At 39.4% G+C, this 14,153-nt stretch carries 14 protein-coding genes; 11 read left to right on the forward strand and 3 right to left on the reverse strand.

Features of this window, described 5'->3' with window-relative positions; all coding sequences use genetic code 11:
• The first annotated feature begins 40 nt into the window (after positions 1-40).
• Positions 41-1,186 carry a YibE/F family protein gene (locus tag LI126_RS09830; protein WP_227165282.1) on the forward strand — a complete coding sequence of 382 codons (1,146 nt, stop codon included), beginning with the start codon at positions 41-43 and terminating at the stop codon, positions 1,184-1,186.
• On the forward strand, positions 1,180-1,929 hold the full coding sequence (locus LI126_RS09835; protein ID WP_020436588.1) for a YibE/F family protein: 750 nt from the start codon (positions 1,180-1,182) through the stop codon (positions 1,927-1,929). Before LI126_RS09830 ends, LI126_RS09835 begins: the two co-directional genes overlap by 7 nt.
• On the opposite strand, the gene LI126_RS09840 is transcribed toward LI126_RS09835, so the two are convergent.
• Positions 1,908-3,239 carry an MATE family efflux transporter gene (locus LI126_RS09840; RefSeq protein ID WP_055146478.1) on the reverse strand — a complete coding sequence of 444 codons (1,332 nt, stop codon included), beginning with the start codon at positions 3,237-3,239 and terminating at the stop codon, positions 1,908-1,910. The two genes, LI126_RS09835 and LI126_RS09840, sit on opposite strands and share 22 nt — an antisense overlap.
• Positions 3,229-3,681 carry a MarR family winged helix-turn-helix transcriptional regulator gene (locus tag LI126_RS09845; protein ID WP_020436586.1) on the reverse strand — a complete coding sequence of 151 codons (453 nt, stop codon included), beginning with the start codon at positions 3,679-3,681 and terminating at the stop codon, positions 3,229-3,231. Before LI126_RS09845 ends, LI126_RS09840 begins: the two co-directional genes overlap by 11 nt.
• 259 nt (positions 3,682-3,940) lie before the next feature.
• Here LI126_RS09845 and LI126_RS09850 point away from each other — a divergent pair, with 259 nt between their 5' ends.
• From LI126_RS09850 to LI126_RS09875, 7 genes are all read left to right on the forward strand, one after another.
• Positions 3,941-4,933 (forward strand): Fic family protein, encoded by a 993-nt coding sequence (locus LI126_RS09850; protein WP_055158320.1) that lies wholly within the window; start codon positions 3,941-3,943, stop codon positions 4,931-4,933.
• A 16-nt stretch (positions 4,934-4,949) separates the two neighbouring features.
• Positions 4,950-5,075 carry a hypothetical protein gene (locus LI126_RS15705; protein WP_255616142.1) on the forward strand — a complete coding sequence of 42 codons (126 nt, stop codon included), beginning with the start codon at positions 4,950-4,952 and terminating at the stop codon, positions 5,073-5,075.
• Positions 5,076-5,146: 71 nt separating this feature from the next.
• Complete coding sequence (locus tag LI126_RS09855; protein ID WP_015529939.1) at positions 5,147-5,635, forward strand: ureidoglycolate lyase; 489 nt, start codon at positions 5,147-5,149, stop codon at positions 5,633-5,635.
• A gap of 2 nt (positions 5,636-5,637) precedes the next feature.
• Positions 5,638-6,984, forward strand: a complete 1,347-nt coding sequence (locus LI126_RS09860) for an MATE family efflux transporter (RefSeq protein ID WP_055146487.1) — start codon at positions 5,638-5,640, stop codon at positions 6,982-6,984.
• Positions 6,985-7,107: 123 nt separating this feature from the next.
• Positions 7,108-7,665, forward strand: a complete 558-nt coding sequence (locus LI126_RS09865) for a TetR/AcrR family transcriptional regulator (RefSeq protein ID WP_055146490.1) — start codon at positions 7,108-7,110, stop codon at positions 7,663-7,665.
• Positions 7,666-7,814: 149 nt separating this feature from the next.
• The gene (locus tag LI126_RS09870; protein WP_055158316.1) at positions 7,815-8,480 is read left to right on the forward strand and encodes a hypothetical protein; all 666 of its coding nucleotides are present in this window, start codon (positions 7,815-7,817) and stop codon (positions 8,478-8,480) included.
• Between the two features lie 136 nt (positions 8,481-8,616).
• Entirely contained in the window at positions 8,617-10,707 is a 2,091-nt protein-coding gene (locus tag LI126_RS09875; RefSeq protein ID WP_196020661.1) for an ATP-binding protein, read from the forward strand.
• 66 nt (positions 10,708-10,773) lie between these two features.
• On the opposite strand, the gene LI126_RS09880 is transcribed toward LI126_RS09875, so the two are convergent.
• Complete coding sequence (locus LI126_RS09880) at positions 10,774-12,543, reverse strand: diguanylate cyclase domain-containing protein (protein WP_227165283.1); 1,770 nt, start codon at positions 12,541-12,543, stop codon at positions 10,774-10,776.
• 258 nt (positions 12,544-12,801) lie between these two features.
• Between LI126_RS09880 and LI126_RS09885 the strand changes: the two genes are divergently transcribed.
• Positions 12,802-13,578 (forward strand): ZIP family metal transporter, encoded by a 777-nt coding sequence (locus tag LI126_RS09885; RefSeq protein ID WP_117498985.1) that lies wholly within the window; start codon positions 12,802-12,804, stop codon positions 13,576-13,578.
• 199 nt (positions 13,579-13,777) lie between these two features.
• Complete coding sequence (locus tag LI126_RS09890; RefSeq protein WP_055146499.1) at positions 13,778-14,104, forward strand: winged helix-turn-helix transcriptional regulator; 327 nt, start codon at positions 13,778-13,780, stop codon at positions 14,102-14,104.
• Positions 14,105-14,153 lie beyond the last annotated feature (49 nt).

Consider the following 14,153-nt stretch of genomic DNA (forward strand, 5'->3'; position numbering starts at 1 on the left):
AAAAAATGATTTTTGATAGATTCGAGATGGAAGTAAAGTAATGTTGGAATTTATAAAACAGAGCAAGAAAAGAAAGTTATATTGTATCCTTGGCATATTGTATCTGCTGTGTATTATCTTTGTTGCAAATGATGCATGGTTGTATAGCACACCCATTGCAAAACTGACAAAGGTCGAAACCAGTGTCTCAGGAGAAGAGACAGGAACCAGAGGGACGAAGGAGAAAAAATATAAGCAGAACATCCAGGGAGTAATCCTAAATGGGGAAAACAAGGGAAAGACAATAAGTTTTACGAATGAGTACACGTATACCGGAATGACGAAACAGCCATATCATAAGGGAGATAAGGTACTGCTCAATGGAACAAGCAAGAGAATGGGTTCTGGAATTCGTGGACTGAAACGAGATACAGAGCTTATGATACTTGTAGGATTCTTAATGTTTGTATTAATTACCATTGCAGGAAGACAGGGTGCGCTTACGATATTGACCGTTATTTTTAATGTTGCTGTTTTTGCAATTGGTTTTTGGAAAGCGGGAGATACATCAAATGTGCTGGAAATGTGCAGCGGGCTGGTGATTCTTTTTGCGGTTATTACATTGGTTGGATTAAACGGGATTCATAAAAAGACATGGGCAGCACTTTTTACAACATTGATTGTTCTTGTAATGATCATGGGAATCTTTGATGTTGTAATCCATCATGCAGAAGATCTTGATTATTCGACCATGGAGTATCTTGGAAGTATTGAAAATCCGGATGAAATTTTCCATGCAGAAATCCTGATCTCAGGACTGGGAGCAATCATGGATGTGGCGGTCGCCATCGCTGCATCCTTAAGCGAAATCGTTGAAAAGAAGTCGGAAGTGACATTTTTGGAATTATTTAAATCAGGAAGAGAAATTGGATATGACATTATGGGAACGATGATAAATGTGCTGTTGTTTGTCTTTGGCTGTGGACTGATCCCAATGTGTCTGATTCGAATGAATAATGATGTGAGTTTAATTACTATTATAAAATTGCACATTCCATGTGAATTGTGCAGATTTCTGGTGGAAAGTATAGGAATTGTTCTGGCAATACCGATTTCTATTTTGGTTACTTCTGTGATGATAAAGGTCCCAGGAATGTTTCATAGACAGAAGAAAGCAAGAAAGGTGCAGGGAGAAGGAAAATGCTGATAACACTTGGATTGATTTTACTGATTTTAATTATGGTCGTCGGTGGAGACAGAGGTGTCGTTTCGCTTATTGCTTTGTGTGGAAATCTGTTGATCTTAAGTCTTGCAATCTGGCTTATGGCATCAGGAGTTCCTGTTCTTCTCGTTACGGTTTGTGTCGGCGTTGTCATTTCCTGTATTACGTTGTTCTATCAAAATGGTAGAAATGGAAAGACATGGAGTGCATTTCTGGCAACTATGATCACAATGCTGTTGCTGTTTTTCTTCATATATATCGTTGTATGGAGAAGTGAGGCGGGAGGTCTTAACGAGATACAACAGGTTGGAGAAGATGTATTTTATTATAATATGAACCTGAATATCAGTATGAGAAATGTTGCTGTCTCTGTTATACTTCTCAGTACTCTTGGAGCTGTTCTTGATATGGCACTGACAGTTACCACATCTGTTTATGAAGTGAAAAGCCATAAAGAAGATATGACTTTTAAAGAACTGATTCACAGCGGAATGCAGATAGGAAAAGAAGTGACCGGAACAACGGTGAATACACTTCTGTTTGCATATTTAGGAGAATCACTTCTGCTTTTTTCCTATCTGCGGATGCAGGGATATTCGTTTGAACTACTGTTGAATTCTAAAATCATGTTTGAAAATTGCGCCTCAATGATCTTCGGAGCAATCGCCTGCGTGGTTGTAATGCCGGTGGCAGCGGTTGCAGGGGGCTATTTTTTCCGATTTAAATAAACATAAAATCCAACGTTTAACATAATTCCAACTGCTGTAGAAACCGGTGCAGCAAGACCGATCTTTGTCAGGCTGGCATTCGGCTGGATACTCATGATGTATGCCATTGGCAGACGGACCAGAAGTGTCTGGATGAGTCCCTGTGTCATAACCCAGAGCGTCTTATCATTTCCATTAAAATAACCGATCATGCTGAAGAGGACGGCTGTTAAAATCGTTTCCGGTGCGAATCCTTTCAAGTAAGCAAAGCCATTCTGAATAACGTCGGCATCCGTAGAGAAGAATCCGGACAGGACATCTCCCTTAAGAAATACAAGAGCGAAGACGAAACATCCGACAACCAGGCCGACTTCGATTCCGGTGAACATAGATTTCTTTGCACGCTTTGATTTTCCGGCACCGACATTCTGAGAGACGAAAGAAGCCATAGATTGCATGAGTGCGCTAGGTACCAGCATTGCAAAGTTTACGATTTTACAGGCAACGCCGTAACCAGAAGAAGCCTCCAGTCCGAGCCGGTTTACAAAAGCGCAGAGTGCGAGGAATGACATCTGTGTCAGGAATTCCTGGAGCGCAAGAGGGAGTCCAATAATGAGGAATTTCTTGCACTGTGGATTCAGGCAGAAGTCTTTTTTCATAATCTTAAACGGCAAATTCTTTTTGATAAGAAGAACTACTGCGAAGACAACACTGACTGCCTGGGCGAAAACAGTTGCAATTGCGGCACCGACTGCGTTCATGTGGAAACCTGCAACAAGTATCAAGTCACCGAAAACATTTATGATGCATGCGACAAGTACAAAAAGCAGAGGAGACTTGCTGTCTCCGAGTCCACGGAAAATCGCAGAAAGCAGGTTGTAGGCGACGATGAAGAAGATTCCGCCACCGCAGATACGGATGTAAACAGTAGTCAATTCGACAGCTTCAGCAGGTGCCTGCATCAGGATTGCGATCGGGTGTGCAAAACAAACCATAACGATGAACAATCCAACTGAAATCGCTGTAAATACAATTGCAGCACCGCCAATGACGGAGCCAATCTGTTCCGGTTTCTTTTCGCCGAGATAACGCGCGATCAGAACCGTGATACCCATAGCAAACTGGACGACTACGAAAGTGACCAGATTCAGAACCTGACTTCCGGTAGAAACTGCAGAAAGTCCGGAGGTAGAACCAAATCTTCCAACGACCAGAAGGTCAACCGCTCCATACGCTGCCTGAAGGATTAGTGCGCCAAGCACAGGCATCATAAATGCTACCAGTTTCTTTAGAATGCTTCCTTGCGTAAAATCAGCAGTTTTATCTGTCATTTTGAATGCTCCTTTCACACATGATGTCGTAAAATTTCTGGATTGTTTGAACCATGCAGTCAGCGTCCGCATCGGAGATATCATCAAGATAAGGCGTCAGCTCATTAAAATAATTCTCATTATATTTTTCAGAGATTTCCGTCCCATGTTCTGTCAAAGACAAGTATGTGACACGTCCATCATCTGGGGAGGCTGTCTTTTGTACCAATCCTTTCTTCTCCATTTCTTTTATTGTCCTTGTGACACCCGGTCGCGGGATATTCAGAACGTCACTTAAATCAGAAACTCTTACATGGACTTTCTGTTTCTGAAGCTCCTGGATCATATCCATATAGCGGATGTGAGATGACATGATACCTTCCGGAAGCGGAGGGAGCATCTCACGAATTCGCTTTGCCTGATAACATGCATCGAGCATGCGTTTGATTTTTTCATTTGTCATAATAAAACTCCTATATAGTTACCAAGGTTAATTACCATAGATAATTATATGGAGGTTTGAGGAATTGTCAAGAGAAAATGTTGATTGTGATGATAATTTGAGGAAAATGTGGAGAGAAGTCTTGATATGTTCGCAAATTAATAAAAGACAAGAAAACGTATAAGATAACAAGCAAGTTATAGTAAAATAAATAAAAAACTAGTATAATATAGTAAGAAAACGTACAAGATAATAAGTAAGTTATACGAGGGGAAATGATATGAATACTTATGCACCACCATTCAAACTTACAAATACAATGCTGGATTTAGTCGCATCAATTTCTGAAAAAGTAGGAAGAATCACTACTGGAAAAAATCTGGAGTCAAAGCCACATTTGAGAAAAAATAACAGAGTTAAATCAATCTATTCTTCTTTGAAAATCGAGGCAAATTCATTGACAATCGGACAGGTAAGAGATGTCATAGATGGAAAGCTTGTGCTTGGAGAACAAAAGGAAATACAAGAAGTAAAGAACGCATACGAAGCATATGAGAAAATAAATGAGATCGATCCTTATGATATTGAAGAATTAAAGCACATACATGGGATTATGACGAAGTATCTGATAGATGAATCAGGATGTTTCAGACATGGCGAAGAGGGTGTTTTCAATGGAGAGGAATGCATCTTCATGGCACCGCCGGCAAGATTCGTCCCACATCTTATGGAAGAACTGTTTGATTGGATGGAACGAGAAAAAGAAGAAGTTCATCCATTGATCCTGTCCTGCGTATTTCATTATGAATTCGTATTTATTCATCCATTCGCAGATGGGAATGGACGCATGGCAAGGTTGTGGCATACTTGTCTTTTAGCAAATTGGAAGCCATTCTTTCAATACATTCCAATAGAAAGTCAGATTGAAAGATTCCAGGAAGAATATTACAATGTGATCGCACAATGCCATGTAAATGGTGATTCAAATCTATTTATCGAATTTATGTTGCGCCAGATTGATCAGATTTTAAAAGAAGTTCTGTTACAGTCGGAAGGACAAAGGGAAAATATATCAGAATATGTAAAACGATTATTAGATGTTATGGAATACGAAGTTCCGTACACCGCAGTTACTTTGATGGAGTTGTTGGGTCTAAAGTCAAAGGAATCATTTCGCAAGAATTATCTGAATCCGGCAATAGAACTTCAATTGATACAGATGACAGTTCCTGACAAGCCACGCAGCAGAAATCAGAGATATGTGAAAAGATAGATGTTGCTGGGCAAATATGAATGTGGATGCAGTAGCAGCACAGATTAAGAAACGGAACTACCCGGCGGCAATCAAAGAGTTTTGCGGTGAGATTTTGCTGGTCGGAATTAATTATGATATACTAGACGTGATGAGTTGGTAGTGAGAGTGGAGCAAGCTGATCTGCTTTCCATCAGCGATACGATTATATTAAAACAAAGGAGGACTTACTCGATGAGAGAAGTAAAAGCAGTAAAGATTAATGCAGCAGATTTTGCACCGTACGGAACATTTTGCAGTATGACAGAACCAGAGGGATATCCACTGGAGGGAGAGATTCATAAATTCTATCCGGACCGTATCTCAGGAACCTGTGTTGGAACAATGGCATTTTCACCGATTGAAGTTCGCAAGGACGAAAGAATTGTCAAGATGGCGGAATATCATACAACTACATGGGAAGGGATTGTTGCTCTTGATGACGACATGCTTATCCATGTTGCACCTGCTTCCGGCGGAACACCGGTTCCGGAACTTGCGAAGGCTTTCCTTGTACCAAAGGGATGCATGGTAAAGATCAATGCAGCGATCTGGCATCTGTGTCCACTTCCGGCGAATAATGAGGTACTTCATGCAATGATCGTACTTCCGGAATGTACTTATGCAAATGATTGTACGGTTGTTGAATTTGAAGAGAAAGATTGGTTTAAGATAATATTATAAAGATGAAACAGATTGATTTCGACCACGGAACAGTTACAGGAAATATTTTGGGAGCAGCGTTACCGATGCTTGTGGCTCAGATACTGAGTCTTTTGTACAACATTGTGGATCGGATTTATATTGCCAGGATCCCATCAGTAGGAACAACAGCGCTTGGAGCAGTGGGCTTGTGCTTTCCGATTATTGTGATCATCACTGCATTCAGCAATTTATTTGGAAGTGGCGGTGCCCCGTTATTTTCAATTAACCGAGGCAAAGGAAACATAAAAAAAGCAGAAGTGATCATGAATACATCATTTTCAATGCTGTGCATTTGTGGAGTGGCATTGATGGTGATCGGAATGCTGTTCGCAAGTTCGATTCTGGTGTTGTTCGGGGCGTCGGAAGAAGGGCTGTCTTACGCATATCCATACATGATGATTTATTTGATCGGAACAGTCCCATCTATGATTGCAACAGGGATGAACCCATTTATTAATGCGCAGGGATATGCAACTTCAGGAATGTTATCGGTTACAATTGGAGCCGTTGCTAATCTGATTCTGGATCCATTGTTTATATTTGGATTGAATTTAGGCATAAAAGGAGCGGCGATCGCAACAATCATTTCCCAGACTTTATCGGCAGCATATGTATTTTATTTCTTGAGAAAGAAAGCGGAATTGAAAGTGCGGGTGCTGTCAAAAGGAGAATGGAAAGCATGTAGAGATGATGCGAAGAATATTGTGAGCCTTGGAAGTGCAGGGTTTATCATGCAGCTGACCAATAGTCTGGTAACAATATGTTGTAACAGCGTCTTATCAGGAATTGGCGGTGATGTATATATCTCTGTTATGACGATCGTATCAAGTGTTCGTCAGATGGTGGAAACTCCGATCTATGCTATCAATGAAGGAACTTCTCCGATCTTGAGCTATAATTATGGAGCCCGGCGCCCAATGAAAGTGAAGAAAGCCATCCGCGTACTGACTTGCATGATATTGATCTATACAGCAATTACGTGGAGCGTGATTATTTTCGAACCGGAATTTCTAATCGGAATTTTCAGCACAGATAGAGAACTGCTTGCTGATTGCGTAGATGCACTGAAACTTTATTTCGCAGCATTTATATTTATGGATCTGCAGTATGTTGGGCAGACGGTTTTCAAATCATTGAACAAGAAGAAGCAGGCAATTTTCTTTTCATTACTTAGAAAAGTATTTATCGTTGTGCCACTGACGTATTTGTTCCCATATGCATTTCACATGGGGACGAGAGGGGTGTTCTTAGCAGAGCCTATATCTAATGTGATTGGTGGAAGTTTGTGCTTTATTACAATGCTGGTAATGCTGAAAAGATCTATTTGACATAAGAAAAAAGAAATAGGTTAAAACAGTCTTGACAAACCTACCTAAGTGCTGTATATTATCAAAATGAACAGTGTTCATTATAAATTTAGAATACAGAAATGAGATATCGGAGGTGAGATCGTGAATCATCTTGCTACTTCAAAAGAAGACATATTAGCTGCCAGCAGAGATCTGATAAAGGAGAATGGATGGGCTGCCGTAAGTATACGGGCTGTTGCGTCCCGATGTTCTGTATCAGCAGGTACTATTTATAATTATTATGAATCCAAGGCAGATTTGCTCAGTGATACAATAGAGAGTATTTGGCATGAAATCTTTTTTCACCCGGAAGATGAACAGGTCTTTCACGATGTCGAATCTTGTATTTCATGGATCTATGAACGATTAGAATACGGTAATCGTCAGTTCCCTGGGTTCTTCTCATTACATTCATTTGGTTTTATGAGAGATGAAAAAACAAGTGGGAAGAAAAGAATGATGAAGACATGGGGACATATTCTGAATGGATTATGTGAGGTCTTAGGAAATGATCCGAAGGTCCGTGCAGATGTATTTGACCAGGAATTTACAGAGAAAAAGTTTGCAGACATACTGTTTTCCCTGATTCTGGTGTCGATGATCCGGCAGGATTATGATCCATCATCTGTATTGATGCTTGTAAAGAAAACGTTGTATTAAAATTCTCCCACAGTAGCTGTGGGAAAATTTTTGATTGAAAATGAACAATGTTCATGTACGCATAGTTATGTGTGATTGTAATTGTGCAGGTCTGTTTTATCAGAACAACATAATTCAATATAAATTCAAAAGAAAGAGGGATATTTATTATGCAGGCAATTGTAGAAACTTTATTTGACGCCGTGTATTTAATCTCGGTAATTACAATCGGAATCTTGATGATCCGTAAGAGCAAAGGAAACCGTCAGTTCACCATGTTTGGAATCATGGCAGTTCTTTTAGGAAGTGGAGATGCATTCCACCTGGTTCCACGTGCATTTGCACTTTGTACAACAGGTCTTGAGAATTTCACTGTACAGTTAGGATTAGGTAAATGGATCACATCCGTTACAATGACAATTTTTTATGTTATTCTTTACTATATTTGGCGTGAACGTTATCAGATCAAAGGACACAATGCAACTACAGCAGCGATCTATCTACTCGCAGGATTAAGAATTGTTCTGTGTATGATGCCACAGAATGAATGGCTCAGTGCAGAAGCACCGCTTTCCTGGGGCATTTACCGTAATATTCCGTTTGCACTGATGGGATTACTTATCATCGTTTTGTTTTACAAAAGTGCAAAAGAAAGCAATGATCAGTCTTTCTGCTGGATGTGGCTGACGATCGTCTTAAGCTTTGCATTCTATATCCCGGTTGTACTGTGGGCTGATGTTGTTCCGATGATCGGAATGCTGATGATTCCGAAAACATGTGCATATGTATGGACAGTGCTGATCGGTTACAGGGCAATGAAAAAGGAAATAGCTTAAGGATAATGCGAAGGAAAGCAGCAGACAAAGAAAGAACTTGTTATCCGTTTACTGTAGAAAAAAATATACATAAAAAAACATGACATGATATAATTAAAAACAACAGAAAACATTGAAGATGAAGAGGCAACAGTAAATGGAAAAGGGAAGTACCAGTTCTAAACAGACAAAAAGATACAGTTGGATCATTGGCTTGTTTATTTTTATAACAGCACTTCTTTTGGGCTGTATTATTGTAAAGAACATAGAGAAAGAAAAAAAGACAGCAGCTGCTTATACTGCACAAAGTACAGTAAAGCGGATCAATGCACAATTAGATCAGTATGTTGAACTTTCAGAATTTCTTGAAAACGTGATTCTTGCAGGATATGATCTGAATCAGACTACATTCTCAGAATTGGCAGAAATGCTTCCGAATGAAGCAGGTGTTGTAAAAGCATTCGAACTCGCACCGAATGGGGTTATTACTGATATTTTCCCAAAGCAGGGAAATGATCAGGCTTTTGGAATGAATATGCTGACAGAGCATGAACGCAGTGGAGACGCAAAGCGTGCCAAAGAAACAGGAAAATATACTCTTGGAGGTCCATATCAATTAAAACAGGGAGGAACAGGAGCTTTGCTGTTCCATCCGGTTTATCAGAATAATATTACAGGAAATGACACCTTTTGGGGGTTTGTGATCATAGTTATCGACTGGGATAAATTTATAGATGAAATTGGCATGGAACGGCTAAGTGAAGCATCCTATTGTTATGAGATATGGACGAATGATGAGAATGCCGATGATCGGATTGTTCTGACTCAAAATCAGGAACATATGCCTGAGAATAGCCTTACGGTAGAGTGTGAGATTCCTAATTACACATGGTATGTGGATATCGTACCAAAGGAGGGATGGATTTCAATTTATCAATGGATTGCTGTTATTGTATCAGCCCTCATAATTGCCATGATGGGTGCTACTATTTTTGATCAGATCTGCAGCAAAAAACGTCGAGAGAAGCAGTATGCAGCTGAATTGAAAAAATCGGCAGAACAGGCAAAAGAAGCAAGTGAGGCAAAAACACGATTTCTGTTTAATATGAGTCATGACATCCGAACCCCGATGAATGCAATTATTGGATTTTCAGATCTTCTAGGAAAGAATCTTAAGAACGAGGAAAAAGCAAGGGAGTATTTAGGAAAGATCAAGTCCTCGGGCAATTTTCTGATGACGATTATTGATCAGGTGCTGGAAAAGGCTCGCATTGAAAGTGGAACAGCTGTGTTAAAAATGCAGGCAGAGAATTTGAGCGAAATGTTTTATTCTGTAAATACAGTATTTGAAGCTGATATCCAATCGAAGGAAATTCAATATTCGATAGATACAAATATACAGCATAAATATGCAGTCTGTGATAAGACAAAACTTCAGGAAATATATTTAAATATAGTGAGTAATGCAATCAAATATACTCCAAACGGTCAGGCGATTCATGTAAATATTACGGAAACAGCATCAGATGATAAAAAAGCATGGTATGTATTCATCTGTGAAGATACCGGAATAGGGATGAAGCAGGAATACCTTCCACATATTTTTGATGAATTTTCAAGAGAACATACAGCGACAGAGAATAAAGTGGTCGGTACTGGTCTTGGACTTTCTATTGTGAAATCTTTTGTTGAACTGATGGGCGGAAAGATTTATGTAGAAAGCGAACAGGGGAAAGGAACAAAATTCACAGTGGAAATTCCACTGGAGATTGCATCAGAAGAGGATGTATACAAAAAGAAAGAGTCGGAACAGTCTGTTATATCTGATAAGAGTATTGGAAAGCGAATTCTTCTTGCGGAAGATAATGAATTAAATGCTGAAATTGCGATAGAACTGTTGAAAGAAGAGGGGATTTTGACTGACTGGGCAAAAGATGGTCAGGAATGCTGTGATATGCTGGGACAAGCAGAGGATGGATATTATGCGTTGATTCTCATGGATATTCAGATGCCGAGGTTAAATGGATATGAAGCGACTGCAAAGATACGGCAGATGGAAAACCGGAAAAAAGCCGCCATACCGATTATTGCCATGACTGCGAATGCTTTTGCGGAAGATATACAGATGGCAAAAAATGCAGGAATGAACGGTCATATTGCAAAACCATTGGATGGGGAAAAAATGATCACTGTGTTAAAACAATGTCTGGCAGATAACAGTGACGTCAAAATACAGGAAGATTTATAAAAAGGCATTCTTGAAAGAAATAACAGATGGTGTGGGATTTTGATATGATCCCACACCATCTGTTATTTATTCAGAGAACTTATCACTGTAACGGATATGCATATCAGCCCAGTCCATAAACAACACATAAAATACTCTTCCATATTGCTGGTTTTCTACAATTCTTCCATGGTCAAGTACAGAAAGGTAAGTTCCATCAGCTTTTTGAAGATGAAAATAAATATAGTCATTTTCATTGCCGCTGTCGATTTGCTGCCAGATACTTGCCTCAATCTGCTGTTGCTCATCTTCCCGGATAAGGTTTCGAAAGCTCTTCTTTGTAAGCTTAAACAGCTCATCTATATCTTTATATCCGGCCATCTGGAGAAACTCATGGTTTGCATAAAAGAGTTCGTCATTTCCCTTATCCGCTCTGTAGATAATAAACGCACCAGGAAGATGTTCAGAGATATCCTTGAGTGCAAATCCAAGTTGTTTGCGGACACCGGATTGAAGTCCTTCCTTGTAAGCCATACATCCATTCTTTCCATGTAGTTTTACTTCATAAAGTGCGGCATCTGCACAGCGCATGAGCTGCGCACGGTTTGATGCAGCGGTAGGGTATTCAGCATATCCAAGAGAAATATAAAATGGGTAGTCATTTCCCTTGTATGAGAATATCTTTGGAAGCATAGTGAATTGTTGTAACTGTTCTTTCGCATCATCATATGTGCGATTAGGGAGAAGAATACAGAATTCGTCACCGCCGTTTCGCCCCAATAATGCATCCGATGGAAAAGATTTTTTCATACTGTCAGCAAGATTCTTTAAAGCTCTGTCACCGTAAACATGTCCATAGATATCATTAATAAACTTAAAATCATCTATATCGAAGAGTGCAACTACATAATGAGCGTTCGGATTTTTAGCAATCATTTCTTCTACTAATTCATCAAATCCGTAACGATTATAAATATTGGTAAGTGAATCCATATGTGCCAGTTTCTGGAATTTGTTTTTATTTTCTTTTGATGTTAGCCAGACCCAGATAAGAACTGACAGAACAAATACGATAGAAGTAAAAAATCCGATAACTATAGCTATAAGTTTCGCATTTCTCCACCCACTTACAGGCATTACCTCAAATTTCCAGTTCTCTTCACCTATTGTAAAATCATAAGAAACCGGATTTGTTAAAGTTCCATCTGACTGATAAACAACTTCATATGTATCACTCCAGGGAGAGGATGTTTTCGAAAGCTTATATTTATAACTAAAATCCGAAAGTGCGTTGATTGAGTCTGAAAAAATATCAGGAACACGCAAAATAACAATCGTAAATCCCCAGAAATATTCCTGACCATTTTTATCATTTAAGTAGACCGGATTGCGAACTGCAATTCCATAGCCTCCTTGCTTTAATTCAAAGGGACCTTGTGTGATCAAAGTATGGTTATCCCTCGCATAACAGGAAATTTCTCCACGATCTTTATCATGGAGCAGATCAATCTTGCCCGCTTCATTTCCTTCAGCAGGATAAATATCTGTCACAACACCATTTGGGGCGAGCTGTATACTTTCTATAGAGTCGGACATAATATTTTTGGAAATGGTATCAAAATAATTGATCTCTCCATTTTCACTGATCAAGATTTGTTGTAACGTATCAGTGATCTCAATCCCATTAGTAATCTCATTCTTTATACGTTCACCGTAAGTTGTTGCATTTAATTGTGCGGTCGTGCGTTTCTGTTCTTTTTCAATGGCATCTGTTTTGTATACAATCAAACCAACAAGGCACATGCCCAGTAAAAAAACGATAAGAGGCACAAGCGTTTTCTTCTTCAAGTAATTCACCTCTGTTTAAGCATCGTATATTTTCGCAATGCCATATTATAGCACAGAAAGCGAAAGATTGAGTGAAAACTGTGAAAAAAACAGGAAAATTGGATGGGGAAGTGATCAGGCAGAAAAGTTGCTTCTTGCTACACAATTCCTTAAGTGATATACTGAACTAGAGAAAAAATAATCCGTGTGGAATTACAGGTTCGGTTTTACACGGATTTTTAGAAAATGAGTAGTTAGTTAAAACTAACCAATAAAGGAGATGCGTAAATGGAAATTTTTCTTGGGATACTGATTCCGTTCATTGGAACAACGCTTGGTGCAGCATGTGTGCTTTTTATGAAAAAAACACTTAGAAAACAGGTGCAGCGTGCACTTGCAGGATTTGCCGCAGGGGTAATGGTTGCAGCATCCATCTGGAGTCTTTTGATTCCAGCTATTGAACAATCCGAAAATACGGGAGCTTTATCCTTTTTCCCGGCAGTAGTCGGGTTTTGGATTGGCGTGTTGTTTTTGCTTACGTTGGATCATTTGATTCCACACCTTCATGTAGGAAGTGAACAGTCAGAAGGACCTAAAAGTAAGCTTGGGCGTACAACGATGATGGTACTGGCGGTTACACTGCATAATATTCCTGAGGGGATGGCAGTTGGTGTAATGTATGCAGGTCTTCTTGCAGGAAATACAAAGATTACAGCAGCGAGTGCGCTTGCTTTATCACTTGGAATTGCAATTCAGAATTTCCCAGAAGGAGCAATTATATCTCTGCCGCTTAGAGCCGAAGGAGAAAGTAAGGGGAAGGCATTTCTAGGAGGTGTGCTTTCAGGTGTGGTTGAACCAGTTGGAGCAGTACTTACAATCATTGCTGCGCAGCTGATAATCCCGGCATTACCATATTTACTGAGCTTTGCAGCAGGAGCAATGCTTTATGTTGTGGTTGAAGAACTGATTCCGGAAATGTCGCAAGGGGAGCACTCTAATATCGGTACAGTTTTCTTTGCGGTTGGGTTCAGTTTGATGATGGTTCTGGATGTGGCGTTGGGGTGATAGAGAATCTTAAAAGATTTATTTGACATAAGAAAAAAAGAAATGCTAGTCTAATAAATAGAAAGGTGCTACCGGGCGGTTATTTTTGCGTCTTGGAATCATGCTTTCAACGCACGTAACCAAGACTATAAAAAGTCGCACACAGTGAGATCACTATTTAAAATGTATGTGTTATTATAAAATTGGAGGTGAATGTGAAATGAAGACAAAAGATGAACTTCCTGTTTGTCCGGTAGCAACGGCCGTGTCCCTTATAGGTGGAAAATGGAAACTTTTGATCATACGTAATTTAAAAGAACGTCCCTGGCGTTTTAATGAACTGCAGAGAGATATTGAAGGCATTTCACAGAAGGTACTGACAGATAGTCTCAGGCAAATGATTGATGACGGGCTTGTTTATCGGCACGATTATCAGGAGATTCCGCCAAAAGTAGAATATGGATTAACGGAACTTGGAAAAGAAATGCTGCCAATTATAGATGCACTGGCCGATTTTGGGAATTATTATAAATCAATCATAGATTGATTCTTTATTAGGAATTTAAACAACATAGAAATCAGAATTTTTTTATGAA

Source organism: Mediterraneibacter sp. 210702-DFI.5.30 (assembly GCF_020560115.1).
Taxonomy (GTDB): domain Bacteria; phylum Bacillota; class Clostridia; order Lachnospirales; family Lachnospiraceae; genus Mediterraneibacter; species Mediterraneibacter faecis.

Excerpts from the sequence above, each read along its gene's own strand:
- LI126_RS09885 (WP_117498985.1), top strand. The coding sequence starts at position 12,802 with ATGGAAATTTTTCTTGGGATACTGATTCCGTTCATTGGAACAACGCTT.
- LI126_RS09860 (WP_055146487.1), top strand. The coding sequence starts at position 5,638 with ATGAAACAGATTGATTTCGACCACGGAACAGTTACAGGAAATATTTTG.
- LI126_RS09890 (WP_055146499.1), top strand. The coding sequence starts at position 13,778 with ATGAAGACAAAAGATGAACTTCCTGTTTGTCCGGTAGCAACGGCCGTG.
- LI126_RS09830 (WP_227165282.1), top strand. The coding sequence starts at position 41 with ATGTTGGAATTTATAAAACAGAGCAAGAAAAGAAAGTTATATTGTATC.
- LI126_RS15705 (WP_255616142.1), top strand. The coding sequence starts at position 4,950 with ATGAATGTGGATGCAGTAGCAGCACAGATTAAGAAACGGAACTACCCG.
- LI126_RS09835 (WP_020436588.1), top strand. The coding sequence starts at position 1,180 with ATGCTGATAACACTTGGATTGATTTTACTGATTTTAATTATGGTCGTC.
- LI126_RS09845 (WP_020436586.1), bottom strand. The coding sequence starts at position 3,681 with ATGACAAATGAAAAAATCAAACGCATGCTCGATGCATGTTATCAGGCA.
- LI126_RS09840 (WP_055146478.1), bottom strand. The coding sequence starts at position 3,239 with ATGACAGATAAAACTGCTGATTTTACGCAAGGAAGCATTCTAAAGAAA.
- LI126_RS09870 (WP_055158316.1), top strand. The coding sequence starts at position 7,815 with ATGCAGGCAATTGTAGAAACTTTATTTGACGCCGTGTATTTAATCTCG.
- LI126_RS09875 (WP_196020661.1), top strand. The coding sequence starts at position 8,617 with ATGGAAAAGGGAAGTACCAGTTCTAAACAGACAAAAAGATACAGTTGG.
- LI126_RS09850 (WP_055158320.1), top strand. The coding sequence starts at position 3,941 with ATGAATACTTATGCACCACCATTCAAACTTACAAATACAATGCTGGAT.
- LI126_RS09855 (WP_015529939.1), top strand. The coding sequence starts at position 5,147 with ATGAGAGAAGTAAAAGCAGTAAAGATTAATGCAGCAGATTTTGCACCG.